Genomic DNA, 23,995 nt, shown 5'->3' with positions numbered 1-23,995 from the left:
GGTGCGTTGGACGCACCGAACGCCACATTGGGTGCGTTGGACGCAACCAACGCCACATTGGGGCGCTTGGGTCAGGCGGGGGCGGGCTCGGTGTGGCGGGCCGAGGTGCCGTCGTCGCTGTGCTCGGGACGGTCGGTCGGGGCGTTGAGGACCTCGTCGTCGAGGAGGCCTTCGCTGCGCGCCACGATCGTCGGGACCACGATCTGGCCGGCCACGTTCGTCGCCGTGCGCATCATGTCCATGATCGGGTTGACCGAGTAGATCAGGGCCAGGCCCAGCGCGACCTGCTTGGCGTCGAGGCCGATGAACGACGTCGTCAGCGTGAACGCCGTCAGCCAGCCGGTGGTCCCGGCCGTCGCCAGCGCGCCGACCACGGCCACCACGACGATGCCGGCGTACTGCCAGAAGTTCAGCGACACCCCGGCCAGGTTGGCGACGAAGATCGCCGCGATTGCCGGGAACACCGCCGCGCAGCCGTCCATCTTGGTCGCGCTGCCGAGCGGGGTCGCGAAGGCCGCGTACGCCGGCTGGACGCCGAGGTTGACCGCGGACTGGCGGGTCAGCGGCAGCGTCGCGGCCGAAGACTGCGAAGCGAACGCGAACTGGATCGCCGTGCCCGCCTTGGAGAAGAACTTCAGCGGGCTGACCTTCGCCACGAACTGCAGCAGGATCGGGTAGACGACGAACAGCACGAGCAGGCAGCCGACGTACACCGCGAGCGTGGTGGAGAACAGCGGCCGGAACAGCGCGTCGCCGTAGTTCGACACCGCCGCGCCGATCAGGCCGATGATGCCGATCGGGGCGAGCCGGACGATCCAGCCGAGGTAGCGCTGGATGATCTCGAACACGCTGGTCGTGAAGTCCACGAACGGCTTCGCCTTGTCCCCGAGGCTGTAGGCGGCGGCACCGATGACCAGGGCGAGGAACAGCACCTGCAGCGTCTCGCCGTCGGCAAACGCTTTCACGAAGTTCTCGGGCAGCAGCCCGTTCACGAAAGCGCTCCACGAGCCCCAGTGGTCGACGCTCTGCGCCGCCTTGTCGGCGTTCTTGGCCGTCGCCTCGACACCGCCGAGCCCGCCGGAGCCGGGATTGAAGAGCCGGCCGACCGCGATGCCGATCAGCGACGCGATGAACGACGTGATCGCGAACCACAGCACCGTCTTGCCGCCGAGGCGCGCGGCGGTGCGGCCGCCACCGAGCTTGCGGAGGCTGTTGATGCCGACCACGATCGCCGTGAAGACCAGCGGGATCACCGCGATCTGCAGCAGCGTGGTGAAGATGGTGCCGATCTGGTCGAGGAGATCGGTCAGCCAGCCGGCCTCGGTCTGCCGCGCGACGACGCCCAGCAGGGCGCCGACGACGAGCGAGCCGAGAACCGCGGCCGCGAACACCCGCGGCTTGGTGTATGTCCGTACGAAAGACACGGGGCGACTCCGGTGCTCGAAAGTTTCCAGTCTTGCCGGGTGAAGAGAACGTTAGGCAAGGAAGGACTCTTCCGGATCACCCGAAGGTGTGGTGCCTTTCTCAGGATGCGGGAGGCTGCCAGAGATCCACGACACTCACGCCGACCTCGGCCAGCAGCCGGCGCGTCAGCGGCAGGCTGATCCCGATCACGCTCGTGTGGCCGCCTTCGAGCCCTTCGACGAACCAGCCGCCCCGGCCGTCGATCGTGAAGCCGCCGGCCACGTTGAGCGGCTCGCCGCTGGCGACGTAGGCGTCGATCTCGTGCTCGCTCGGCGTGCCGAACCGGACGGTGGTCGATTCCCAGCCCGCGGCCTCCTTCGCGCGCGTCCCGCCGTCGAGCCGGACGACCGCGTGCCCGGTGAGGAGTTCACCGGATGTTCCCGCCATCGCGGCCCAGCGGGTGCGGGCGACGTCCGGCGCACCGGGCTTGCCGACCATCTGCCCGTGGATCGAAAGCATCGAATCGCAGGCGACGACGACGGCGTCCGGGTGCGCCGCGGCGACCTGGTCGATGACCGCCTCGGCCTTGGCCGTCGCGAGGGCCTGGACCAGCTCGGACGGGGACGGATCGGTCAGCGAGGCGGCGACCGCGTCCTCGTCGACGCCGGAGACGAACACGGCGGGATCGAGGCCCGCGGAGCGCAGGAGGGCGAGACGGGCGGGGGACTGGGAGGCGAGGACGAACTGCACGTCTGAAACTTACTTGACCAGGCGGTCGTGACCGAATTGTGACCGGCGTCACGTCACTGGGGAGTTAATTTGTTTTGGCTCGCAACTTATGGATCGACGGAACGTCACGGAGGGAACACATGCCGCTCCTCCGCACCACGAGATCTTTGCGACCCCTTGCGCTGGCCGGTCTCCTCCTCGCGGGCACGGCTCTCGTCCCGATGGCTTCCGCCTCCGTGACACCGCTCTACAAGGACTCCCGCGCCTCGGTGGCCGACCGCGTCACGGACCTGATGGCGCGGATGACGCTCGACGACAAGGTCGGGCAGATGACCGAGGGCGAGCGCGGGGCCGCGTCGCCCGCCCAGTCCGCCGCCGCCCGGCTCGGGTCCATCCTCTCCGGCGGCGGTTCGACGCCGTCGCCGAACACCCCGGCCGGGTGGGCGGACATGGTCGACGCCTACCAGCGGGCGGCGACCTCGACCGGCCTCGGCATCCCGATCGTCTACGGCTCCGACACCGTGCACGGCCACAACAACGCCGCCGGCGCCACGATCTTCCCGCACAACATCGGCCTCGGCGCCGCGAACGACCCGCAGCTTGTCAGGCAGATCGGCGCGATCACCGCGCAGGAATCCGCCGCCACGGGCGTCAAGTGGGGCTTCGCGCCGTGCCTGTGCGTCGCCCGCGACGACCGCTGGGGCCGCACGTACGAGTCCTTCGGCGAGGTTCCCGACAACGCCGTCGCGAACTCCGTCGTCATCGAAGGCCTGCAGGGTTCTTCGCTCGGTGCCACGACGTCGATCATGGCCACCGCCAAGCACTTCATCGGCGACGGCGGCACCACCGGCGGCGTCGACCAGGGCAACACCCAGATCAGCCTGGACGAGCTGCGGAGGATCCACCTGCCGCCGTTCCAGGCCGCGATCGCCCACGGCGTCGGCTCGGTCATGATCAGCTTCAACAGCTGGAACGGCGTCAAGGACCACGGCAACGAGTTCCTCGTCACCGACCTGCTCAAGACGGAGCTGGGCTTCTCCGGGTACGTGATCTCCGACTGGAACGGCATCGACCAGATCGACGGCCGGACCGGGTTCACCGCGGCCGAGGTCAGCCAGGCCGTCAACGCCGGGATCGACATGGTCATGGTCCCGAACGACTACCTCAAGTTCATCAGCACGCTCAAGGCGGAAGTCCTCAACGGGCACGTCCCGATGTCCCGCATCGACGACGCCAACCGGCGGATCCTCACGAAGAAGTTCGAACTGGGCCTCTTCGAGCGCCCGTACACCGACCGCTCGCTGCAGGCGGACTTCGGCAGCGCGGCCCACCACGCCGTGGCGCGGCAGGCGGCACGCGAGTCGCAGGTGCTGCTGAAGAACGACGGTGTGCTGCCGCTGGCCAAGCAGGACAACCGGATCTTCGTGGCCGGCAAGAACGCCAACGACCTGGGGAACCAAGCGGGCGGCTGGACGCTGAGCTGGCAGGGCCAGAGCGGCACCCGGGTGATCCCGGGCACGACGATCCTCGACGGCATCAAGGCCGGTGCCGGGAAAGGCACGGTGGTGACCTATGACCGTGCGGGTAGCGGAATCAACTCCGGTTACAAGGTCGCGGTCGCCGTGGTGGGCGAAACGCCGTACGCCGAAGGGCAGGGAGACCGGCCCGGCGGCCTCGGCCTCGACGCCGAAGACGTCGCGCTCATCGGCAAGCTGAAGGCCTCGGGCGTCCCGCTGGTCGTGGTGACCGTGTCCGGGCGGCCGCTGGACATCGCGGCGCAGCTGCCGTCGATGAAGGGCCTGGTGGCGGCCTGGCTGCCGGGCTCGGAAGGCGCCGGCGTCGCGGACGTGCTCTACGGCGACTACAACCCGACCGGGAAGCTGAGCTTCACCTGGCCGGCGAGCTCGTCGCAGGAACCGATCAACACCGGTGACGGCAAGCAGGGCCTGTTCCCGTACGGGTCCGGCCTGTCGTACCGCCGCTAGCCACCGCTCCCGCGGTCCGTGCAGGCCCCCGCTCCGGTACCCGACACCGGAACGGGGGTCTGCACGGTTCCTACGCCGCGGCCGCTTCGGGCACCGGGGTTTCCCAGCGCGGCTTGACCCGCTGCAGCACCGCCGCGGAGAGCACGCCGAGCAGCAGCACACCCATCGGCAGCAGCATCGTCACGCGGGCGGCGTCGGTAAGTCCACTGTGGACGGCCTCGGTCGCCAGCTTTCCCGCCTGCGCGGCGATCTCCGCGGGCAGCCCCGGCATCGGCGACGGACCGCCGGCCGAGCCGAACTCCCCGGTGCTCGCCGCCGCGTGCGCGATCCCCTCGGCGAACGGCGCCCGGTACTGCTCCGGCAGCTGCGCGGCCGCCTTGGTGGCCTCGTCCGCGATGGACGCGCTGATCCGCGCCTGCAGCAGCACGCCGATCGCCGCGCTCCCGAGCACGCCGCCGACCTGGCGGGCGGTGTTGAAGATGCCGGACGCGGTCCCGGCCAGCCGCGGCTCGACCGAGCCCATCGTCAGGTTGCTCATCGGCGAGAAGATGCAGCCGATGCCGAGCCCGCACACCAGCAGCGCCGGCACGAACGACCACGGGTTGCTGTCCGGCGTCGCCTGCAGCGCGATGACGCCGAGCCCGGCCGCGAGCGCCGCCAGGCCGAACATCACCAGGTACTTGCCGTTCACCTTGTCCGACGCGCGCCCGACGAACGGCGCGATGATCCCGGACAGCAGCGACATCGGCGCGGTGAGCAGGCCGCCCATGGTCGGGGTCAGCCCGAGCACCGACTGGATGTAGATGACCAGCGGCAGGAACATGCCGGTCATCGCGAAGCCGACGGTGGTCGCGGTGAGCGTCCCGGCCGAGAAGTTCCGGTTCGAGAACACCTGCAGCGGCAGCAGCGGCTCCCGCTTGTTGAACCGCTGCCACACCAGGAAGGCGATGAGCAGCACCACGCCGGCGCCGATGATCTCGAAGACCGTGATGCCGCCGAAGACCGTACCCCAGTCGTACTGCTGCCCGTTCTGGACGCCGAACACGATGCACAGCAGCGCCGCGCTCGAGAGCACGATCCCCAGCACGTCGAACGAGTGCGCGTGCTTCGGCTGCCAGTCCGGCACCAGCAGCACGGTGAGCACGACGGCGATCGCGCCGATCGGCACGTTGACGAAGAAGATCCACTCCCAGCCGAGGTGGTCGACCAGCACGCCGCCGAGCAGCGGGCCGGCGATCGTCGCCAGCCCGGCGACGCCGCCCCACATGCCCATCGCCGGGCCGCGCTTGGCCGGCGGGAACAGGTGCGTGATGAACGCCAGCGTCTGCGGCGTCATCAGCGCGGCACCGAGCCCCTGCACGGCCCGCGCGGCGATCAGCATCTCGACGTTGCCGGACAGGCCGCACCACAGCGACGCGCCGGTGAACACGATCAGCCCGGCGAGGAACACGCGCTTCGGGCCGAACCGGTCACCGAGCCGGCTGGTGAACAGCATCGGCACGGCGTAGGTGAGCAGGTAGACGCTGATCACCCAGACGATCGAGTTCAGCCCGGCGCCCAGCTTGTTGAGCATGGTCGGGATCGCGATCGACACGATGGTCGTGTCGATCAGGATCATGAAGAAGCCGAGGCACAGCGCGCCGAGCGCGGCCCACGGGTTAGCTTGTCTTGCGTTCATCGTCGTCTTCCCTGGTGATGAGCGTGAGCTTGGGTGGTTGGTGGTCCTGGAACGGGATCCGCCCGGAGCGCAGGTCCTCGGCGAGGCGTTCGGTCCACTCGAGTTCGAACAGCCGGTGGTCGCACTGGTAGCGCCAGTCGAGCCAGTAGATCTCCGGCACCTGGTTGTCGGTGAGCCGCTGCTGCACGGCCCGGTCGGAGGCCACCGCGGCACGCAGCCGCATGAGCCGGGTTTCGAGCTCGGCGAGCGACGCTTCGCGCCCCAGTTCGTCGATCACGGCGAGCCCGGACAGGTAGGCGGGGAACTCCGTGGCCACGTCCCCCAGGAGTTCGCGGCCGCGCTGGTTGAACTCGTCGAGCCCGGTCTGCGTCATGCCGTAGACGGTCCGTTCGGGCCGCCTGCCGTCGCGCTGGGTGTCGACGACCTCGATGAAACCGCTGCGGTGCAGCCGTTCCACGGTGTGGTAGAGCGAACCCGCCTTCACGTTGACCCGGGTGTCGACGTACCGCTCGCGCATGAGCGTGGCCATCTCGTACGGGTGCATCGGCCCCTCGTGGAGCAGTTCCAGTACGGCGATGCCGAGCGGTGTCAGCTTGGCCGAGGCCATGACGTGGTCCCTCCCCATCGGTTATTCCACGTGGACTATACGACGCGGGATAGCGAGTGGTCCACGGTCATTCCTGTGACGGTCCGTACACACCGTGAAGGCCCCCATGACGACGGCATGGGGGCCTTCACGCTGCTTCTCAGAACGGCCAGTCGGCTCTGCGGCCTCGTTCGAGCAGCGGGATCATCCGGAAGCCCTGGTCGGTCAGGCCGCCGAAGGTGTGCCGCCGGCCGCCGCCGGACGGCGCGTGTCCGGCCTGGTAACCGGCGAGGTTCCAGGTGTACAGCGGCACGTGCGTCGGCAGCGCCTGCCCGACGTCGCCGTACGCGGCCTGCTCGTCGGTGAGGATCACGACGCGGTCGTGGTTCGCGAAGTGCTTGTGCACCGCGCCCACCGTGTCGGTGCCTGCGCCGATGAAGTACCCGCCGGCCTTCCAGCGTCCGACGTCACCCAGCAGCGACCCGCCCCGGCTCAGCTTGAACACCTTGGTGCCCTGGCGGTGGTCCCAGGAGCCGTCGGAGAACGAGACGACGTCGGCCTTCGCGCAGCGCCGCGCGAGCGCCAGGCCGAAGACCGCGGCCGCGTCCCACCGCATCAGGCTGCCGTCCTTGCTGAACCGGTCGTTCATCGACGCCGACGTGTCGACGAGGACGAGCGTCCGGCCACCCAGCTCGGGCACGTTGGCCAGCGCGTGCGCGATCGCCCGCTCGAGCGCCCACGCCCACCGCGGCGACGGCGCCGCTCGGTAGGCCGCGAGGAACCGCATGGGCAGCTGCCGCGACTTCGCGACCTGCACCGGGCTCGCGAGCCGCTTGGCCACCCGCTGCGCGACGTCGTCCGAGACGCCGGCCTCGTCGAAGTTGCGGAGGTTCCGGAGGAGAGCCGTGTAGCCCATCGACGGGATCAGCGCCTCCCAGACGCGCGCGTCCAGCGGACCCTGCAGCCACCCGGCGACGGACTCCCACGTCATGCCCGCGGCGCGGAGCACGTCCGCCGCGTCCGGCCGGTCGAAGAGCTTCCGGCGATCGGCGACGGCCCAGCTCATGAGCTCGGCGCGGGCGCGGAGGGTGGTGAGGGCGTCCGGGATCGCGTTGCCGCGGTCGTGCCGCTCGTCGAGGATGTGCTTGAACAGCGCACCCCCGCCGGCCGGGTGGGTCAGCTCGAGGACGTCGGCGAACCGGAACGCGCGCGCCGCGGAGTCCCACTTGACGAACGCCCGCTCGTCGTAGAGCTTCGCCGCGGCATCGGCAACACCGCGCTTGACCGGCTTCGGAAGGGCGCGGCCGTGCACGGACGTCCAGTAGGCGAGCAGCTCACCGGGCTCGTCGGCCCGCTGCAGCACGTCGGCGACGACCTGGCGGCCGAGTGCCCGTCGAGGCCGGCGTCCCGCCGCGCCTTGGCGAACTCGGCGGCACCGACGAGCGACGCCGTCCGCAGGTGCGCGCCGGTGCGCAGCCAGCGCAGGAACCGGGCTGTCCACTGTGGATCGTCCAGTGTGGACTTCGGACCAGCTCGGCGTACCGGGTGTCGCGCGTGCCCGCGGACTCGTAGAAGGCGTGCTCGCCGACCATGTTGGTGACGGCGAGCAGGAAGAGCTCGGACTTGGTGTCGCGCGCGTACCCGGCACCACCCTGGTGCGTGACGGTGGACGGCGTGGCCTCGCCGCGGACCGGAGAGGTCGCGGCGGGCGCGCGTGCGGTGTTGAACTTGCTCATTTCTCCCCCTGGTGCGGGGGCCACGGCGATGCCCGAGATCGAAGTCGGTGAAGGTACGTAGCTGCTCTAGGCCGCTGAGCTACCGGACCGGGTGGTGGTCCGGGAGGGATTCGAACCCCCGACCTGCCCATTAAGAGTGGAAGTAACCCTCGCCTGCGCACCGGGCATCGGTGTCGCCGTGGCTCCTCGTGCAGCCAAGGTAGCAAGCGATCGGCGGCGGGACGACCGGTTTTCCGGCCGGGTCCCGAACCGGCCGGAAGTCAACTAGTTCGTACTAAGAACTATGTATGCTATGTTCGTAGTGCGAACTAACTGGGAGGAATCATGACGCACTTCGGCATCGGCGTGTCCACCGCGGTCACCGCCGTCCGCGGCACCCTCGAACTGGCCGTCCAAGCCGACCAGGGCGGGCTCGACCTCATCACCGTCTCCGATCACCCGTACCACGCCGATCGGCTCGACGCGTACGCCGAACTCGGCGTCCTGCTGGGGAAAACCGAACGGATCTCCGGGCTGGTCAGCGTCACCAACCTGCCGACGCGGCCGGCGGCGATGCTCGCCCGCACCATCACGAGCCTGTCCGCGTTGACCGGCGGGCGGATCGTGCTCGGCATGGGGGTCGGCGGGTTGTGGGACGACATCGCGCGGCTCGGCTTCACCAAACTGACGCCCGGGCAGGCCGTCCGCGCCTTCGAAGAAGGAATCCGGCTGGTGAAGCTGCTCGGCGGGGGTGGTGCGCCGGTCACCTTCGACGGCGAGTTCCACCAGGTCACCGATCTGGAACCGGCCGCCGAAGCGATGCCGCCGGTGTGGACCGGGTCCGTCGGGCCGAAGTCCCTCGCCGTCACCGGGCGGGTGGCCGACGGGTGGATGCCCGGGCACGCCGCCGACTGGCTCAGCGAGCGGTACCGGACCTCGCGGCCGCTGATCGACAAGGCCGCCGTGGACGCCGGGCGGGATCCCGGCGAGGTCGTCACCGTCTACAACTTCCCCGGGCGCATCACCGCCGAGCCGCTGGCCAGGACCCGCACCGACGACGGACGCTGGATCGGCGGCTCGCCCGCGCAGTGGATCGAGGAGCTCACCGGCGCGGTGCTGGAGCACGGCGCCGCCGGGTTCGTGCTCTTCGGGCCCGGCGGCAGCACGCCGGACGCCGTCGCCGCCGCGCGGTGGGCCGAGGAAATCGTGCCCGCGGTGCGGGAAGCCGTAGGCTGATCGGATGGGGAAGAGCGGGGCGGACCTCGGGGTGGTGGCCGGGCTCGTGCGGGCGTCGTTCCTGGTGAACGCGGTCTACGCCGAGTCCGCCCGCGAGTACGGGCTCACCGTGCAGCAGGGGCAGCTGCTCTGCGTGCTGATGGGCCGCCCGTACGGCATGGGCGACCTGGGCGCCACGCTCGGCCTCGAAAAGTCCAGCCTCACCGGCCTGGTCGACCGGGCGGTCAAGCGCGGGCTCGTCCGCCGCGAACCCGACCCGGACGATCGCCGGGCCGTCCAGGTCCTCCTGACCGCCGAAGGCAGCGAGCTCGCGGAGGACTTCTACGCGGCGACGTGCCGCCGGGTCGACGAGCTGGCCGCGGGCCTGAGCACCCCGGACCGCGACCGGCTCGCGGCGTTGCTGGGGGCGATCGTGCGGGACAACGAAGCCCCGACGGTCTTCCTCGACGCCCTTCAGCCCTGAGGCAGACCCGAAGCGCGCCAAGCACCTTCGCCGGGGTGGAGCGGCCGGCGCAGCGAAGCAGCGCGATCGCCCCACCACGACGTACGCGGCTTCGGCTTCTCCGGCGCCTTCGCCACCGACGCCGCGGCGATGATCGCCGTCAGCGCCGCCAACTCGGCGTCGGTCGGGTTTCCGCGGACCACCCTCAGCAGGGGGCGCTGCTTTTCCTCGCTCACAGCGGGATGTTCCCGTGCTTCTTGGGCGGCAGCGATTCCCGCTTGTTCCGCAGCAGGGACAGCGCCCGCGCGACGTGGCCGCGCGTGTGCGCCGGCACGATGACCGAGTCGACGTACCCGCGCTCGGCCGCCGCGTACGGGTTCAGCAGCGTGTCCTCGTACTCCTGGATCAGCTCGGCGCGCAGGGCGTCGACGTCCTGTCCTTCGGCAGCCGCCTTCGCGAGGGTCTTGCGGTGGACGATGTTCGCCGCGCCCTGGGCGCCCATCACCGCGACCTGCGCGGTCGGCCAGGCCAGGTTGATGTCGGCGCCGAGGTGCTTGGAGCCCATGACGTCGTACGCGCCGCCGTACGCCTTGCGCGTGATGATCGTGACCAGCGGGACCGTGGCCTCCGCGTAGGCGTAGATCAGCTTCGCGCCGCGGCGGATGATGCCGTTCCACTCCTGGTCGGTGCCCGGGAGGAAGCCCGGGACGTCGACGAAGGTGAGCACCGGGATGTTGAACGCGTCGCAGGTGCGGACGAACCGCGCGGCCTTCTCGGACGCGTCGATGTCGAGGCAGCCGGCGAACTGCGTCGGCTGGTTGGCCACCACGCCGACGCTGTGGCCGTCGACGCGGCCGAAGCCGACGATGATGTTCGGCGCGAACAGCTCGTGGACCTCGAGGAAGTCGCCGTCGTCGACGACGCGGGTGATCACCTCGTGCATGTCGTACGGGGTGTTCGGCGAGTCCGGGATGATCGTGTCGAGCTCGCGGTCGGCGTCGGTGACGTCGTCGAAGAACCCGGGCCGGTCGGCGGGCGGCTCGAACACCGGCGCGTCCGACAGGTTGTTCTGCGGCAGGTAGGAGAGCAGTTCCTTGACGTAGGCGATGGCGTCCTCGTCGTCGGAACCGAGGTAGTGCGCGACGCCGGACTTCGTGTTGTGGGTGCGGCCGCCGCCGAGCTCCTCGAAGGTGACGTCCTCGCCGGTGACCGTCTTGACGACGTCCGGGCCGGTGATGAACATCTGCGACGTCTCGTCGACCATCACGATGAAGTCGGTGAGCGCGGGGGAGTAGACGTGCCCGCCCGCGTTCGCGCCCATGATCAGCGAGATCTGCGGGATGACGCCGGACGCCTTGACGTTCCGGTTGAAGATCTCGCCGTACAGGCCGAGCGAGACGACACCCTCCTGGATGCGCGCGCCGCCGCCTTCGTTGATGCCGATGATCGGCCGGCCGGTCTTGATCGCCAGGTCCATCACCTTGACGATCTTCTCGCCGTAGACCTCGCCGAGGCTGCCGCCGAAGACGGTCACGTCCTGGCTGAAGACGCAGACCGGGCGGCCGTCGACGGTGCCGTAGCCGGTCACGACGCCGTCGCCGTACGGGCGGTTCTTCTCCTGGCCGAAGTTGGTCGAGCGGTGCCGGGCCAGCTCGTCGAGCTCGACGAAGGAGTTCTCGTCGAGCAGCAGCTCGATGCGTTCGCGAGCGGTCTTCTTGCCCTTGGCGTGCTGTTTCTCCACCGCGCGGGCCGAGCCCGCGTGCACCGCCTCGTCGTACCGGCGGTACAGGTCGGCCAGCTTGCCGGCCGTGGTGTGGATGTCCGGTTCGTCCTCGGGCGGCGTCCCGAGCGGCTCCGTCGCACTGCTCATGCCACGGGAGCTTAACTACTTGTCGGTCACTTCGCGTGTGGCGTAGGCAACGTCTCCGGTGCGGTCAGGACGTCGTGGGCCTCACCAGGCCCGACTCGTAGGCTGCGATCACCAGCTGGGCCCGGTCGCGCGCCGCGAGCTTGTGCAGCAACCGGCCGATGTGGGTTTTCACCGTGGCTATCCCGAGGTGCAGGCGGGCCGCGATCTCGTCGTTCGACAACCCGCGCGCGATCAGCGTCAGCACCTCCTGCTCGCGGGCCGTCACGCCGTCCAGGCGGGTCACCGGGCCCGAGGGGAGCCTGGCGAACTCCGCCACCAGGCGGCGCGTGACCGAGGGGGCCAGCAGGGCGTCGCCGGAAGCTACGACCTCGATCGCCGCCAGGAGGTCCGCCGGGCGGGTGTCCTTCAGGAGGAAGCCGCTCGCTCCGGCGCGCAGTGCCGAATAGACGTACTCGTCCAGGTCGAACGTCGTCAGCATCAGCACCCGGACGTCGCTCTCTGCGCAGATGCGGCGGGTGGCCTCGATGCCGTCCATCTCCGGCATGCGGACGTCCATCAGCACGACGTCCGGCCGCTCGACTCTGGTCAGGGCCACCGCTTCGGCGCCGTCGGAGGCTTCGGCGACCACCTCGAGGCCCGGTGCGCTGTCGACCAGGACCCGGAAGCTTCCGCGCAGCAGCGCCTGGTCGTCGGCGATGAGGACGCGGGTCATCGGGCCGCCACCTTCTCTTCGTAGGGCAGCCGCGCGAAGACGCGGAAGCCGGTTTCGGCCGGTGCCGCGGAGAATTCGCCGTCGTACACCGCGACGCGCTCCCGCATCCCGATCAAGCCGTGGCCCGGGGTCGCGGAGCCGCCGCGGCCGTCGTCGAGGACCTCGATGCGTACTTCGCCGTCGCCGCCGGTGATGTGGATCCGGCACGTCGATGCGCCCGCGTGCTTGACCACGTTGGTCAGGGCCTCCTGCACGATCCGGTACACCGACTGGCCGACTCCGCTCGGCAGCTCGGTGAGGCCGTCGATGACCAGGTCGACGGCGGGACCGGCCTGCTGCGCGCGTTCGGTGAGCGCCCGCAGGTCGTCGAGCGACGGGGCGGGCGCCAGTGCCGGGACGCCGGTGCCGTCGCGCAGCACGCCGAGCATGCGCCGCAGCTCCGCCAGCGTTTCGCGGCTGGTGTCTTCGATGACGCGCAGCGCGTCGCGGGCCTGGTCGGGTTGTTCGAGCGCGACGTGGTTGCCGACCGCCGCCTTCACCGCGATCAAGCTCATGCTGTGCGCGACGACGTCGTGCATTTCCCGGGCGATCCGCAGCCGCTCCGCCGAAACCGCTTCCCGCGCGTGGTTTTCCCGCTCGATAGCGGCGTACTCGCGGCGGCCGTGGACCGCGATGCCGAGAGCGAAGCCGACGATCAGCGCCGACGCCCCGAAGTTCACCGTCGTCGCCGTGCTCGGGTTCGGCACCGCCACACCGACCAGGCCGATCCCGAGGAGCCCGGCCGCCAGCCCGATCCGCGAGGCGCGGCTGCCGCGGGCCACCACGAACGTGTAGAGCGCGCAGCCGGCCGACACGACGGCGATCGCCAGCACCGGCCCGCCGATCGGCACCGCCGCCGCGGTCATCACCAGCGAGAGGATGTAGGCCGGGCGCGGCCACCAGCGCCGCAGCACGATCGGCCCGACGCTCAGCACGAGGATGGTCCAGCCGAGCCAAGCGGGCAGCCACGGCGGCAGCGACCACGCGCCGGCGGCGAGGTTGCCGCCGGCCCCCAGGGTCAGCAGGAGGACGGCCAAGACGTCCAGGACGACGCGAATGCGCATGAACCGACCGTAATGCGGACTTTCCGGCCGCGCGTCAACCTTGGGTCGGATGCTCCGCGTAGTGCTTCTTCACGGCTTCGACGCGCTCGGGCGGCCAATCCGGCAGGGTGACGCCGTGGGTGGCGGCGAACAGCTTGTCGAGTTGCTCGTGCCGCCGGGCCAGCTGCGCCGGGACGTCGTCGCCCGCCGCTTCGGTGAACTCGACCCGGTTGCCTTCGAGCGGGTCGTGGACCAGGCGCCAGCCGGGTTCGTCCGGCAGCAGCGGCCGGAGTTCGGCCTCGGGTTTCCAGCCGAGGTCGCGGCGGAAGCGGATCGTGCCGTCCGCGAGGAGTTCGCCGTCGTCCAGGCCGAATTCCTCCACATAGGACACCATCCGCCCGTGCCACTCCTGCGGCTGCTCGAAGTCCTGCCCGGCCAGGCGCGCGGCGAGGGCGTCGAGGCAGACGTCCCAGCCGGCGGCGGTGCGGCCCCCGGCCAGCTTGGCGATCGCCGGGTCGCCGCGGCCGAAGGTGTGCGTGAACTCCAGGAGGCTGCCGTCGCCGTCGGCGGTGATCAGCCAGCGCAGGGTGTCGTCGTTCCAGACGAAGGTGAACTCGCGCGGCGGGTCGGCGGTGACCACCCGCCCGGTCGTCGTGCTGTCCTCGCCGGGGAAGGTGAACCGGATCGCGCCACCGGCCCGCAGCTCGACGTCGACCTTCGCCGGGAACCAGTGTTCCAGCTCCGCCGGGTCGGTGATGGCGTGCCAGACCTTCTCGGGCGCGTGCTTCAGGCGGCGTTCCAGCCGGAGCACCGGGCGCTCGCCGTCGGTCTGCAGCCTTGCTCGTCCGGACACGCTTCCTCCCGTGGGTTGCCTGTGCCGGTATATAACCACTGAGGAATATGCAGGGTCAAGCGCCGCGGACGGCGGAGACGGCGGCGGCGAGGTCCGGGTCGCTCGCGGCCTTGTCGAGCGCGGTCCGCAGCACCGCGCAGTACGTCGGCTCGGTCTCGGAGTAGCGCTTGCGGCCGGCGTCGGTGATCACCGAGTAGACGCCGCGGCGGTCGTCTTCGCACAGGTCGCGGATGGTCAGGCCGGCGTCTTCGAGGCGCGCGCACATCCGGCTGACCGAGCTCTGGTTGAGGCCGATCGCGTCGGCGAGCTCCTGCATGCGCAGGCCGCCCCGCGGACCCGCGACGAGCTTGCCGAGCGCGCGGTACTCGGACAGGCCGAGCCCGTGGCGCCGCTGCAGGGCTTTGGCGAGTTCCTGCTCGATCCGGGCGTGCAACACGAGAACGCGGCCCCAGGCCTGCTCGTCGACGGTCATCTTCCGGCCTCCTCTTGACGCCAGGATAGTCCAGGGACAGTATTTATATGTACATGCAAGTACATCGAGAGGGCTGACATGAGCGATCGCAGCTTCCTGTTCCTGGTGGGCGCCGCGCGGGCCGGGGGCAACACCGAAATGCTGGCCCGGCTGGCGGCCAAGGAGCTGCCCAAGGACGTCGAGCAGCGGTGGATCCGGCTGCCGGAGGTGCCGCTGCCGCCGTTCGAGGACCGCCGCCACGGCGCCGGTGCGCACCCGGAGCCCGGCGAGAACGAGCAGTTGCTGATGGACGCGACTTTCGCCGCGACGGACATCGTGATGGTGTCGCCGGTGTACTGGTACTCGGTCGCGGCGAGCGTGAAGCTCTACCTGGACTACTGGTCGGGCTGGATGCGGCTGCCGGTCGAGTTCAAGCCGCGGATGCGCGGCAAGGCACTGTGGGGCGTGAGCGTGCTGAGCGAGACGGCGCGCGAGGCCCAGCCGCTGATCGGCACGCTTGAACTGTGCGCGGAGTACCTGGGCATGGACTGGGGCGGGGTGCTGCTCGGCAACGGCAGCCGCCCGGGCGACGTACTCCTGGACGAAGACGCGACGACGGCCGCGCGGACGTTCTTCGCCGGCGCGGCCCTGGTCACCACCTAGTCGAACGAACCGAGGCGCCGGCGTACGTCGGCTGCTCTGTTGAGGAAGCCGGTCTCGTCGTACAGCGTGGCGGCCTGTTGCCAGCGTTCGATGGCCTCGCTGGTGCGGCCGAGGTGGTGCAGGCCGCCCGCGAGGACTTCCAACGGCTCGGCGACGGTCATGTCGCGATTGCGGGGGCTGCCGCGCCCCAGGGTGATCGCCTCCAGGCACAGAGAATTCGCTTTCTCGAAGTCACCCAGGCCGCTCCAGGCGCGTGCCAACTTCGTCAACGCCGCAGATTCGCCTTCGACGTCGCCGATTCGTCGGCGGATACGCAGGTCGTGCTCACCATGTGCGAGTGCACGCCGGTAGTCGCCGAGTCCGGTGTACGCGGAGCTGAGATTGCCTTCCACCACTGCTTCCCAGCGACCGGTGTCGATTCCCCGAGTCAGCGGCAGCGCCGAATCGAAACATCTTGCCGCCTCCTCGAATCGCTCCTGATAACGGAACAACAGTCCGCGTTCGTTCGGTAGAGCAACTCGCAGTTCCCCGTCGTCGAGTTCATCGATCAGAATCGCCGCGCGGTCGAGGTCGGCGACGGCCTGATCCCACCGGCCCAGCCGGGCAGCGATGTCCGCGCAGCTGAGCAGGAGATGCGCCTCCTGAACAGGATTGCCGACGCGGTGAGCCGCGGCTACGCCGATGCGAGCGGCCTCGAGGCGGTCGCCGGGGCTGCCAACGGAGGCGAGAAAACGGGTGGCGTGGGCAAGCGGAATGGTGTGGTGGTCGAGCCGTTGGCTCGCTGCGTGCTGAAGAACGGCGAGGATGTTGGCGCGTTCGGTGGTGAGCCACGCCCATGCTTCGTCGAAATCGGTGAGCAGCCGGGGGTAAGCTGGTTCGGCCACCACCGCAGGCATCCGCGTGTAATAGGGGTGAACCTGGTTGTCGACTGTGTAGGTGGTGTGGGTGTACCAAGTCAGCAAGGATTCGATGGCCAGGGTGCGGCTGCCGAGGGTGTCGTGCCGGCGGGCTTGGTCGGCTGAGTACGCGCGCAGCAGGTCGTGGAACCGGTAGCGGCCACCGGGGGCGAGTTCGATCAAGTGTGCGCTCGCCAACGCGGCGAGCATCGGTCGGACCTCGATGGGTGGCAGCTCGGCAAGTGCTGCAGCGGCAGCCAGGCACAGGTCAGGGCCGGGGTGCAGCCCGAGTCTCCGGAACAAGCGGGCTTGCAGAGTGGGCAGGCGCCGGTATGACCAGTCGAAGACCGCACGAATCGCGGATCGCTCGTCCGAAGCTTCGCTGAGGATGTCCAGCCGGGTGTTGTCGTCGGTCAATTCGGCGACGACATCGGCGACGGCGAGGTGCGAATGGGCGGCGATTCGGCTGGCGGCGATACGCAGGGCCAACGGCAGCCGGGCACATAGCCGGACCAGCTCGTGGGTGGCGTCGGATTCGGAGCTGACGCGGTCGGCGCCGATGATGCCGGTGACCAGTTCGTGAGCTTCGAGCGGGGTGAGCAGGTCGAGAGTGAGGCGGTGGGCGGCGTCGGTAACGACGAGACCGGTGAGACTGTCGCGGCTGGTCACCACGACCATGCAGCCCGGGGCGCCGGGCAGCATGGGGCGGACCTGCTCGGCGCTGTGGGCGTTGTCCAAGATGAACAACAGCCGTTTGCCCGCGGTCAGTGAGCGCAGCAGTGCGGCCTGCGCATCGACGTCAGTGGGAATTGCGCTGGCAGCGACGCCGAGGGCACGCAAAAACCCGCTCAGCGCGTCGGACGTCGTGGCGGGGGTACCGGGTCCGTATCCGCGCAGGTTGACATGCAGCGTGCCGTCGGGAAAGCGGTCTTGGACGCGATGCGCCCAGTGCAGAGCGAGGGTGGTCTTGCCGATGCCGCCGGCGCCGTCGACCGCGGTGATCACGACCGACGGCGTCGCCTGCTCGGCGGGGTCGGAAGGAATCAGTGCATCGAGGGCCGCTAAGTGGTCGGCTCGGCCGGTGAAGTCCCGGACGACCGCGGGCAATTGCCGTGGCACCTCGGGTGAGCTGACGTGCGCTGGTACGGCCGACGAGACAGCAGGACTGGCCGGCACGGCCGGCTCGAAAAGATATGGGTGGTCGGGGAGCGTGACCCAGCCCCGTGTGTTGACTTCCTTGACCTCGACGGTGACCGGGTGCCAGGTCACGGGTGCTGCCGCGGGCACGTGCCGGACGACGTCGTCGAACAACCGATCGGATGCGATCACCGCCAGAACGCCGGGAGATGCGGCCAATGCCGCCTTCAACGCGGGTGCGTCGCAAAGCCGGAACGTCATGATCAACGACGTTGAGGTGACACCGTGCGCGTCGTAGCCGACCTCGCCGGCGTGCAGGGCCATTCGCAGCCGGATCCGCTGCGCCTCGGGATGGTTGTCGTTGTGTACCCGCAGGCGCGTGACCAGTGCAGGCAACGCTGCCTCCAGGAACGCCGCCTTGTCCGCCTCGGCCGGCACGAGTGCGCACACCGCGTCTCCGCTCACCTCGCGATAACTGTCCTCCCAACGAATCTCGGTCGCAGCGAAGGTCGCCTGCATGATCGAATGGAGGCCGTCCCGCACAGCTTGTAAATGTGGACCCGTTCGCCGAGGATCTCCGAAGCCTTCGACGTCCGCCACGACTATCAAGTGGTGCCGCAAACCGCGACCATTCACAATCTCGGCCCCTCCCCGCGCGCTAATCGGGTGAAACCCACCAAGGGTCCCAATGTGGCGGTGTAAAGAGAAAGGGCCATCCGGACGGCTGGTACCTGGCTCGCTGTCGGCTTCTTGTCGTACGCCGGATTAATCTTCGCTCCCCGGCCCTGGTCACCACCTAGGGCAGGACTTCCTTCGCGATCAGGCGCAGGCCGCTCACCAGGTTGGCGCCCGAGGGGGCGTGGCCCGGGTCGATCAGCCACTGGAGCATCACGCCCGACAGCAGGGCCTGGTGCACCGTGCCGACGGCCCGGGCTTCGGCGCTCTCGTCGTCGAGGCCCTGGAAGAGGTTCGCCAGGCCGTGGCGAGCCTGCTCGAGCGCGTCCGCCAGCTGGGTGCGGACGTTCTCGTCGAGGTCCGGCTGCGAGTACGCCTCGAAGCTGACCGCCCACATGCGGCGGTGCTCGCCGAACGACTCGATCACCCGCTGCCAGATCAGCGCGAACCGCTCGGCCGGCGACGCGCCCGGCGGCGTCTCCACTTGCAGCGTCTTCGCCAGCGTTTCGCCCCACTCCTCGTTCGCCTCGATCAGCGCGGTGTTGAGCAGCGCTTCGCGTGAACCGAAGTGGTAGCCGATGGCCGCCATGCTCACGTTCGCCGCCGAGGCCAGGTCCCGCACCGTCGTGCGGGCGTAGCCCTTCTCGTACAGGCAGCGCTTCGCGCCGGCCAGCAGTGACTCCTTGTTGCCCATGCCCGGAGCCTAGCACGAACGTCTTAGGCGAACGCCTTGCGCGATCGCTCAAATACGGGTTACCGTTCTTGGCATGCAGAACAGACGAGTCCTCATCTCCGGCGCGAGCGTCGCCGGCCCCGCCCTGGCCTTCTGGCTCCGCCGCCACGGCTTCCTCCCGACGGTCGTCGAACGCGCTCCGGAACTGCGCGACGGCGGCTATGCGGTCGACTTCCGCGGCGCGTCCCTGCGGGTTCTCGAACGCATGGGCCTGCTGGAAGCGGTCGAAGCGGCCGCGACCCGGATGGGCGATGTGACCTATGTGGACAGTGACGACCGGCCGCTGGTGGTCACGCCCGCGACGTACCAGAGCGGCGAGCTCGAAGTCCTGCGCGGCGACCTCGCGCGCATCCTGTACGACGCGACGCGCGACGGCGTCGAGTACGTCTTCGGCGACTCGATCACCGGCCTCACCGAGCACGGCGACGGCGTCACGGTCACCTTCGCCCACGGCGAGCCGCGCGAATTCGACCTGGTGATCGGGGCCGACGGGCTGCACTCGAACGTGCGGTCGCTGGCCTTCGGCGACGAGGCCGGCTTCCGCCACGACCTCGGTTACTACGTCTCGATCTTCACCGTGCCGAACCACCTCGGCCTCGACCGCGTCGGCCGGTTCTACAACGAGCCGAACCGGACGGTCGGCGTCTACAGCGCGCTGGACAACACCGAGGCCAAGGCGTTGTTCTGGTTCGGCTCCGAGGAGCTGGACTACGACCACCGCGACGTCGAGCAGCAGCGCCGGATCGTCGAGAAGACGTTCCGCGACGTCGGCTGGGAGACGCCGGCGCTGCTGAAGGCCATGCGGGAGGCGCCGGACTTCTACTTCGACTCGGCGAGCCAGATCAAGCTGGACTCGTACGCCCGCGGGCGCGTCGCGCTGGTCGGCGACGCCGCGTACTGCGCCGCGCCGCTCTCGGGGATGGGGACGAGCCTGGCGATCGTCGGCGCGTACGTGCTCGCGGGCGAGCTCGCGGCCGCCGGCGGCGACCACGCGACGGCGTTCGGCGCCTACACCCGCGAGATGCGCGGCTTCGTCGACGCGTGCCAGAAACTGGCCGAGGGCAACGGGAAGTGGTTCGTCCCGCCAACCCGCGGCTGGCTGCGGTTCCGCAACCTGAACTACCGGCTGCTGCCGTACCTGCCGTGGCGCAAGCTGATCGAAGAGCTGCCGCTCAAGGCGGGCAACGCGATCACGCTGAAGCCGTATGCGGTGGCGCCGGCGTGACGCCGCGGCGTTTCGCGATGCCGGCCATGTTCTCCTCGCCCCAGTCGCCCAGCGGCAGCAACGCCGTGTTCAGCCGCTGACCCAGTTCGGTCAGCGAGTATTCGACCTTCGGCGGGATCTCGTGGAACACCTCGCGGTGCACGATCTCGTCCGCCTCCAGTTCCCGCAGCGCCTGGATCAGCATCTTCTCGCTGATCCCCGCCACCTTCCGCTTCAGCTCGCCGAACCGCAGCGGCTCGGCGTGCAGCGCCCAGAGGATGAGGGCCTTCCACCGGCCGCCGATGACGTCGACGGCCGCGTCCAGTCCGCAGCGGTAGCTTCTCGCCAGCATGCAGGATCCTTACGTTTTGGTGGGTACCTGACTTATTAGTCGGTACTTGTCCAGTGTAAAGCGCGCCCGCAGCATGGAATCCATGGGAGAAAGCAAGAAACGCGTGGGCGTGCTCGGCCTGGGGCGGATGGGCGCCGCCCTCGCCGGGGCGCTCTTGGGGGCGGGACACGACGTCTCGGTGTGGAACCGGTCGCCGCTCAAGGCGGGACCGCTGCTCGACCGCGGTGCCCGCCTCGCGGCCACTCCGGCGGAAGCGGCGTCGGCGGACGTCGTCCTCAGCTGTCTGTCCACATACGACACTCAGCAGCCGGTGCTCGAGGCGGCCGACCTCGCCGGCCGGACGCTGGTCAACCTCACGTCCGGGACGCCGGAGCAAGCGCGCGGCGCCGCGAAGTGGGCCGCGTCCGAAGGCATCGGCTACGTCGACGGCGTGATCATGGCCGTCCCGCAGGGCATCGGGACACCGGCGGCGCAGCTCCTCTACGGCGGCTCGGAACCGGCGTTCACGGCGCAGCGCGACGTGCTGGAAGTACTGGGGACACCGGTGTTCCTCGGCGAGGACGCCGGGCTGGCGGCGCTGTACGACCTGGCGCTCCTGGGCATGATGTGGTCGACGATGGCGGGTTACCTGCAAGCGCTGGCGCTGGTCGGGACGGAGGGCGTCACGCCGGCGCAGTTCGCGCCGATGGCCGCGGCGTGGCAGTCGGCGGTCGGCGGGTTCCTGCCGGGCATCGGCGAGCAGGTCGCGAGCGGTGACTACGCGACCGACGTGTCCGCGCTGGACATCAACGCGGCCGGACTCGCCCTGCTGGTCGAGACGAGCCGCGCGCAGGGCATCGACACGGCGGTGCCGGCGGTGTTGCAGGAGTTGTTCGACCGAGCGGTCGCGGCGGGCCACGGTGCGCACGCGATCGCCAGCGTCATCGAGGAGATCCGGTGAAGTACCTGGGGAAGAAGGCGGTCGTCACCGGCGGCACGCACGGAATGGGGCTGGCGGTGGTCCGCGCCCTCCTCGACGGCGGCGCGGAAGTCCTGCTGACCGGCCGAGACGTGACGCCGCTGGAAGGGAAGCTGCCGGGCAAGGCGCACCTGCTGTCCTCGGACGCGGCGCGCCTGGCCGACGTCGCCGAGCTGGGTGCGGTGGCCGAGGACCGGCTCGGCGAGCTGGACCTGGTGTTCGTCAACGTGGGGTTCTCGACGCTGACGCCGTACGAGGACGCGACACCGGAGCTCTACGACCGGACGTTCGACGTGAATACCAAGGGCGCGTATTTCACGGCCCGCAGGCTGGCCCCGCTGGTCCGGCCCGGCGGGTCGTTCGTGTTCACGACGTCGGTCGCGGCCGAGGCGGGCATCGCGGGGATGGGGCTGTATTCGGCGGCGAAGGCGGCGGTGCGTTCCTTCGCCCGCACGTACGCGGCCGAGCTGGCCCCGCGGGGAATCCGCGTGAACGTGGTCAGCCCGGGCTACACGGACACGCCGACGATGGGCGTCACGGGAGTGCCGGACGCGGTCTTGGCGGAGTTCAAGGCGATCGGCGACGAGACAACGCCGCTGAAGCGCCACGCAACGGTCGGGGAGGTCGCGGCAGCGGTGCTGTTCCTGGCGTTCGAGGCGACGTTCACCACGGGCGCCGACCTCCCGGTGGACGGCGGGCTGGGGCAGCGGCTCACCTTGCCCGCGTGAGCGCCCGCTTCGGGCGGTGGGTCATCCTGCCCGCGTGAGCGTCCGGCCGGGCGGTGCGTCACCTTGCCCGCGTGAGGTGGGCGCTCAGGCCGGTGATTCCCGGGGCGCGGTCGGGGCGGAGGACCAGATCTTCGTCGTAGTCGCCGCCGTTCTGCGGTCGGAAGGGGATCGGGTCCGCGGTTTCCAGCGTCCGCAAGCGTTTGCGCAGCCGGTCCCGTGCCTCGGCGAACCCGTCGTCCGGCACACGGTCGGCGCCGTAGACCGGCACCGGGGGGAGCACCGACATCCCGGCGTAGAAGAGCGTCCCGTGCTGGAGGGGGAACAGGACCTCGTCCAGGGCGCCGTTCACTCCGCGTGGCCCCATGGCCGGCTCGCGGGCACCTGCGGTGAGCACCACCATCGCGCGCTTGCCCGCGAGCCGGCCTTCGCCGTAACGCAGGGTCCGGCCGTCTTCGGCGCGGATGCCGTAGCCGAAGCCCTTGACGAAAACGCGGTCGAACCAGCCCTTGAGGATGGCCGGCAGGCCGTACCACCACAGCGGGAACTGCACGATCACCGCGTCCGCCCACTCCAGCTTGTCCTGCTCGGCCACGATATCCGCGCTCAGTTCGCCGTGCGCGTGGGCCCGGGCCGACGTCGCCCCGACGATCAGCCGGCCGTCCCCGGCTTCGGCGCCGAAGTCGGCCGCGTCGACCACCGGGTTCCACTTCATCGCGTACAGATCCGACTCCCGGACGTCGTGCCCGAGCTCCTGGAGCGTCCGGAGCCCGTCGTCGCGGAGGGCCCCGCTCAGCGAGCGCGGCTCGGGATGCGCGAATACCCACAACACGTTCATGTCCTCGATGATCACGCCGTCGCGCGGCTCGATCGAGTGGCCTGATAGCCAACATGTGCAAGAATCGAGCCATGGCCGCATTCGTGCACCCGAACCGCCACCACGTCGCCGTCCTGGTCCGCCACGGCATGCTCGTGATGGAACTCGGCATCGTCCACCGGCTGTTCGGCCAGGCCCGCTCGGCGACGGGGGAGCCGCTGTACGAGGTCGTGACCTGCACGCTCGAGCCCGGCCTCGTCCGCACCGACGCGGACGTCGCCATCCCGGTCGACCGCGGTCCCGAGGTGCTGGCCGAGGCCGACACGGTGATCGTCCCGGCGTCCCTGGCCGAGTACGAGCCGATGGCGCGCGTGCTGACCCCACCGCTCAAGGCCGCCCTCGATCGCATCCCGGCGGACTCGCGCATCGCGTCCATCTGCACCGGCGCGTTCGTGCTCGCCGCGGCCGGCCTGCTCGACGGCCGCCGGGCCACCACCCACTGGCGCTCCGCCGAGGAGCTGCAGGAGCGCTTCCCCGAGGTCGACGTCGACCCGTGCGTCCTCTACACCGATGACGGCGACGTCCTGACCTCGGCGGGCGTTGCCGCCGGCATCGACCTGGTGCTGCACATGATCCGCCGCGACCACGGCGCCGCGGTGGCCAACGACGTCGCCCGCGGCACGGTCGTCTCCCCGCACCGCGAAGGCGGCCAGGCCCAGTTCGTCCGGCGGCCGGTGCCGGAGCCCCGCACGTCGTCGACCAAGGCGGCGCGCGCCTGGGCGCTGGAGAACCTGCACCGGCCGCTGACCCTGCGCGAGCTCGCCGCCCGCGAGGCGATGAGCACGCGCACGTTCACCCGCCGCTTCCGCGAGGAGGTCGGCATCTCGGCCCTGCAGTGGCTGACCCAGCAACGCGTCGAGCGCGCCCGCCAGCTCCTCGAGGAGACGGACCTCCCGGTCGACCGCGTCGCCACCGAAGCGGGATTCGGCACGGCGGCCTCGCTGCGCCAGCACTTCCAGGCGGCGCTCGGGGTGTCGCCGAGCGCGTACCGCTCGACGTTCCGCGGCGAACTGGCTGTTCAAACCGCTTGAT

At 70.1% G+C, this 23,995-nt stretch carries 24 protein-coding genes; 8 read left to right on the top strand and 16 right to left on the bottom strand.

What is annotated here, in order from left to right:
* Positions 1 to 71 precede the first annotated feature (71 nt).
* Positions 72 to 1,424: a dicarboxylate/amino acid:cation symporter gene (locus tag ACWEVN_RS13635; RefSeq protein ID WP_452051430.1), complete on the bottom strand. Its 1,353-nt coding sequence runs from the start codon at positions 1,422 to 1,424 to the stop codon at positions 72 to 74.
* A gap of 100 nt (positions 1,425 to 1,524) precedes the next feature.
* Positions 1,525 to 2,154: a Maf family protein gene (locus ACWEVN_RS13630; RefSeq protein ID WP_449687152.1), complete on the bottom strand. Its 630-nt coding sequence runs from the start codon at positions 2,152 to 2,154 to the stop codon at positions 1,525 to 1,527.
* 119 nt (positions 2,155 to 2,273) lie between these two features.
* Between ACWEVN_RS13630 and ACWEVN_RS13625 the strand changes: the two genes are divergently transcribed.
* Positions 2,274 to 4,118 (top strand): glycoside hydrolase family 3 protein, encoded by a 1,845-nt coding sequence (locus ACWEVN_RS13625; protein WP_452051429.1) that lies wholly within the window; start codon positions 2,274 to 2,276, stop codon positions 4,116 to 4,118.
* A gap of 70 nt (positions 4,119 to 4,188) precedes the next feature.
* On the opposite strand, the gene ACWEVN_RS13620 is transcribed toward ACWEVN_RS13625, so the two are convergent.
* The 4 genes from ACWEVN_RS13620 to ACWEVN_RS13605 form a co-directional block, all read right to left on the bottom strand.
* Positions 4,189 to 5,796, bottom strand: coding sequence for a DHA2 family efflux MFS transporter permease subunit (locus ACWEVN_RS13620; RefSeq protein WP_452051428.1), 1,608 nt, complete (start codon positions 5,794 to 5,796; stop codon positions 4,189 to 4,191).
* Positions 5,777 to 6,403: a PadR family transcriptional regulator gene (locus ACWEVN_RS13615; RefSeq protein WP_452051431.1), complete on the bottom strand. Its 627-nt coding sequence runs from the start codon at positions 6,401 to 6,403 to the stop codon at positions 5,777 to 5,779. Before ACWEVN_RS13615 ends, ACWEVN_RS13620 begins: the two co-directional genes overlap by 20 nt.
* A gap of 139 nt (positions 6,404 to 6,542) precedes the next feature.
* Positions 6,543 to 7,745, bottom strand: a complete 1,203-nt coding sequence (locus ACWEVN_RS13610; protein ID WP_452051427.1) for a TROVE domain-containing protein — start codon at positions 7,743 to 7,745, stop codon at positions 6,543 to 6,545.
* On the bottom strand, positions 7,717 to 8,118 hold the full coding sequence (locus tag ACWEVN_RS13605; protein ID WP_452051426.1) for a hypothetical protein: 402 nt from the start codon (positions 8,116 to 8,118) through the stop codon (positions 7,717 to 7,719). The genes ACWEVN_RS13610 and ACWEVN_RS13605 overlap by 29 nt, the downstream gene beginning before the upstream one ends.
* Positions 8,119 to 8,442: 324 nt before the next feature.
* On the opposite strand from ACWEVN_RS13605, the gene ACWEVN_RS13600 reads away from it, so the two are divergent.
* Together ACWEVN_RS13600 and ACWEVN_RS13595 are read left to right on the top strand one after the other, a co-directional pair.
* Positions 8,443 to 9,333, top strand: coding sequence for an LLM class flavin-dependent oxidoreductase (locus ACWEVN_RS13600; protein ID WP_452051425.1), 891 nt, complete (start codon positions 8,443 to 8,445; stop codon positions 9,331 to 9,333).
* A gap of 4 nt (positions 9,334 to 9,337) precedes the next feature.
* Complete coding sequence (locus ACWEVN_RS13595) at positions 9,338 to 9,796, top strand: MarR family winged helix-turn-helix transcriptional regulator (RefSeq protein ID WP_452051424.1); 459 nt, start codon at positions 9,338 to 9,340, stop codon at positions 9,794 to 9,796.
* Here the strand turns inward: ACWEVN_RS13595 and ACWEVN_RS13590 are convergent.
* The 6 genes from ACWEVN_RS13590 to ACWEVN_RS13565 form a co-directional block, all read right to left on the bottom strand.
* Positions 9,787 to 10,011: an acyl-CoA carboxylase subunit epsilon gene (locus ACWEVN_RS13590; protein WP_449687146.1), complete on the bottom strand. Its 225-nt coding sequence runs from the start codon at positions 10,009 to 10,011 to the stop codon at positions 9,787 to 9,789. The genes ACWEVN_RS13595 and ACWEVN_RS13590 overlap by 10 nt on opposite strands.
* Positions 10,008 to 11,645: an acyl-CoA carboxylase subunit beta gene (locus ACWEVN_RS13585; RefSeq protein WP_449687145.1), complete on the bottom strand. Its 1,638-nt coding sequence runs from the start codon at positions 11,643 to 11,645 to the stop codon at positions 10,008 to 10,010. The genes ACWEVN_RS13590 and ACWEVN_RS13585 overlap by 4 nt, the downstream gene beginning before the upstream one ends.
* Before the next feature lie 64 nt (positions 11,646 to 11,709).
* Complete coding sequence (locus ACWEVN_RS13580; protein ID WP_452051423.1) at positions 11,710 to 12,357, bottom strand: response regulator; 648 nt, start codon at positions 12,355 to 12,357, stop codon at positions 11,710 to 11,712.
* A complete protein-coding gene (locus tag ACWEVN_RS13575; protein WP_452051422.1) occupies positions 12,354 to 13,460 on the bottom strand; it encodes a sensor histidine kinase in 1,107 nt (368 codons plus the stop codon). The genes ACWEVN_RS13580 and ACWEVN_RS13575 overlap by 4 nt, the downstream gene beginning before the upstream one ends.
* A gap of 34 nt (positions 13,461 to 13,494) precedes the next feature.
* On the bottom strand, positions 13,495 to 14,292 hold the full coding sequence (locus ACWEVN_RS13570) for an SRPBCC family protein (protein WP_452051421.1): 798 nt from the start codon (positions 14,290 to 14,292) through the stop codon (positions 13,495 to 13,497).
* A 55-nt stretch (positions 14,293 to 14,347) separates the two neighbouring features.
* Complete coding sequence (locus tag ACWEVN_RS13565; RefSeq protein ID WP_449687141.1) at positions 14,348 to 14,764, bottom strand: MarR family winged helix-turn-helix transcriptional regulator; 417 nt, start codon at positions 14,762 to 14,764, stop codon at positions 14,348 to 14,350.
* Between the two features lie 78 nt (positions 14,765 to 14,842).
* Between ACWEVN_RS13565 and ACWEVN_RS13560 the strand changes: the two genes are divergently transcribed.
* Entirely contained in the window at positions 14,843 to 15,406 is a 564-nt protein-coding gene (locus ACWEVN_RS13560) for a flavodoxin family protein (protein WP_452051420.1), read from the top strand.
* Here the strand turns inward: ACWEVN_RS13560 and ACWEVN_RS13555 are convergent.
* Together ACWEVN_RS13555 and ACWEVN_RS13550 are read right to left on the bottom strand one after the other, a co-directional pair.
* A complete protein-coding gene (locus tag ACWEVN_RS13555) occupies positions 15,403 to 17,958 on the bottom strand; it encodes an ATP-binding protein (protein ID WP_449687139.1) in 2,556 nt (851 codons plus the stop codon). The genes ACWEVN_RS13560 and ACWEVN_RS13555 overlap by 4 nt on opposite strands.
* 277 nt (positions 17,959 to 18,235) lie before the next feature.
* A complete protein-coding gene (locus ACWEVN_RS13550; protein WP_452051419.1) occupies positions 18,236 to 18,808 on the bottom strand; it encodes a TetR/AcrR family transcriptional regulator in 573 nt (190 codons plus the stop codon).
* Between the two features lie 73 nt (positions 18,809 to 18,881).
* On the opposite strand from ACWEVN_RS13550, the gene ACWEVN_RS13545 reads away from it, so the two are divergent.
* On the top strand, positions 18,882 to 20,072 hold the full coding sequence (locus ACWEVN_RS13545; protein WP_452051418.1) for an FAD-dependent monooxygenase: 1,191 nt from the start codon (positions 18,882 to 18,884) through the stop codon (positions 20,070 to 20,072).
* Here the strand turns inward: ACWEVN_RS13545 and ACWEVN_RS13540 are convergent.
* Positions 20,038 to 20,403 carry a winged helix-turn-helix transcriptional regulator gene (locus tag ACWEVN_RS13540; protein ID WP_452051417.1) on the bottom strand — a complete coding sequence of 122 codons (366 nt, stop codon included), beginning with the start codon at positions 20,401 to 20,403 and terminating at the stop codon, positions 20,038 to 20,040. The genes ACWEVN_RS13545 and ACWEVN_RS13540 overlap by 35 nt on opposite strands.
* An 82-nt stretch (positions 20,404 to 20,485) precedes the next feature.
* On the opposite strand from ACWEVN_RS13540, the gene ACWEVN_RS13535 reads away from it, so the two are divergent.
* Together ACWEVN_RS13535 and ACWEVN_RS13530 are read left to right on the top strand one after the other, a co-directional pair.
* Positions 20,486 to 21,343, top strand: coding sequence for an NAD(P)-dependent oxidoreductase (locus tag ACWEVN_RS13535; protein WP_452051416.1), 858 nt, complete (start codon positions 20,486 to 20,488; stop codon positions 21,341 to 21,343).
* A complete protein-coding gene (locus ACWEVN_RS13530) occupies positions 21,340 to 22,089 on the top strand; it encodes an SDR family NAD(P)-dependent oxidoreductase (protein ID WP_452051415.1) in 750 nt (249 codons plus the stop codon). The genes ACWEVN_RS13535 and ACWEVN_RS13530 overlap by 4 nt, the downstream gene beginning before the upstream one ends.
* Positions 22,090 to 22,147: 58 nt before the next feature.
* Here ACWEVN_RS13530 and ACWEVN_RS13525 read toward each other — a convergent pair whose 3' ends face one another.
* Positions 22,148 to 22,924, bottom strand: a complete 777-nt coding sequence (locus tag ACWEVN_RS13525; protein ID WP_449687133.1) for an NAD(P)H-dependent oxidoreductase — start codon at positions 22,922 to 22,924, stop codon at positions 22,148 to 22,150.
* Between the two features lie 71 nt (positions 22,925 to 22,995).
* Here ACWEVN_RS13525 and ACWEVN_RS13520 point away from each other — a divergent pair, with 71 nt between their 5' ends.
* Positions 22,996 to 23,994 carry a GlxA family transcriptional regulator gene (locus ACWEVN_RS13520; protein WP_449687132.1) on the top strand — a complete coding sequence of 333 codons (999 nt, stop codon included), beginning with the start codon at positions 22,996 to 22,998 and terminating at the stop codon, positions 23,992 to 23,994.
* Position 23,995 lies beyond the last annotated feature (1 nt).

The organism is Amycolatopsis sp. NPDC003861, assembly GCF_053605405.1.
Note: the sequence above shows the minus strand (reverse complement) of the source record. Positions and strands in the feature narration are given on the sequence as shown.

Excerpts from the sequence above, each read along its gene's own strand:
- ACWEVN_RS13600 (WP_452051425.1), top strand. The coding sequence starts at position 8,443 with ATGACGCACTTCGGCATCGGCGTGTCCACCGCGGTCACCGCCGTCCGC.
- ACWEVN_RS13520 (WP_449687132.1), top strand. The coding sequence starts at position 22,996 with ATGGCCGCATTCGTGCACCCGAACCGCCACCACGTCGCCGTCCTGGTC.
- ACWEVN_RS13580 (WP_452051423.1), bottom strand. The coding sequence starts at position 12,357 with ATGACCCGCGTCCTCATCGCCGACGACCAGGCGCTGCTGCGCGGAAGC.
- ACWEVN_RS13575 (WP_452051422.1), bottom strand. The coding sequence starts at position 13,460 with ATGCGCATTCGCGTCGTCCTGGACGTCTTGGCCGTCCTCCTGCTGACC.
- ACWEVN_RS13605 (WP_452051426.1), bottom strand. The coding sequence starts at position 8,118 with ATGAGCAAGTTCAACACCGCACGCGCGCCCGCCGCGACCTCTCCGGTC.
- ACWEVN_RS13565 (WP_449687141.1), bottom strand. The coding sequence starts at position 14,764 with ATGACCGTCGACGAGCAGGCCTGGGGCCGCGTTCTCGTGTTGCACGCC.
- ACWEVN_RS13625 (WP_452051429.1), top strand. The coding sequence starts at position 2,274 with ATGCCGCTCCTCCGCACCACGAGATCTTTGCGACCCCTTGCGCTGGCC.
- ACWEVN_RS13555 (WP_449687139.1), bottom strand. The coding sequence starts at position 17,958 with ATGCAGGCGACCTTCGCTGCGACCGAGATTCGTTGGGAGGACAGTTAT.
- ACWEVN_RS13620 (WP_452051428.1), bottom strand. The coding sequence starts at position 5,796 with ATGAACGCAAGACAAGCTAACCCGTGGGCCGCGCTCGGCGCGCTGTGC.
- ACWEVN_RS13535 (WP_452051416.1), top strand. The coding sequence starts at position 20,486 with ATGGGAGAAAGCAAGAAACGCGTGGGCGTGCTCGGCCTGGGGCGGATG.
- ACWEVN_RS13585 (WP_449687145.1), bottom strand. The coding sequence starts at position 11,645 with ATGAGCAGTGCGACGGAGCCGCTCGGGACGCCGCCCGAGGACGAACCG.
- ACWEVN_RS13545 (WP_452051418.1), top strand. The coding sequence starts at position 18,882 with ATGCAGAACAGACGAGTCCTCATCTCCGGCGCGAGCGTCGCCGGCCCC.
- ACWEVN_RS13615 (WP_452051431.1), bottom strand. The coding sequence starts at position 6,403 with ATGGCCTCGGCCAAGCTGACACCGCTCGGCATCGCCGTACTGGAACTG.
- ACWEVN_RS13550 (WP_452051419.1), bottom strand. The coding sequence starts at position 18,808 with ATGGGCAACAAGGAGTCACTGCTGGCCGGCGCGAAGCGCTGCCTGTAC.
- ACWEVN_RS13595 (WP_452051424.1), top strand. The coding sequence starts at position 9,338 with ATGGGGAAGAGCGGGGCGGACCTCGGGGTGGTGGCCGGGCTCGTGCGG.
- ACWEVN_RS13525 (WP_449687133.1), bottom strand. The coding sequence starts at position 22,924 with ATGAACGTGTTGTGGGTATTCGCGCATCCCGAGCCGCGCTCGCTGAGC.
- ACWEVN_RS13560 (WP_452051420.1), top strand. The coding sequence starts at position 14,843 with ATGAGCGATCGCAGCTTCCTGTTCCTGGTGGGCGCCGCGCGGGCCGGG.
- ACWEVN_RS13540 (WP_452051417.1), bottom strand. The coding sequence starts at position 20,403 with ATGCTGGCGAGAAGCTACCGCTGCGGACTGGACGCGGCCGTCGACGTC.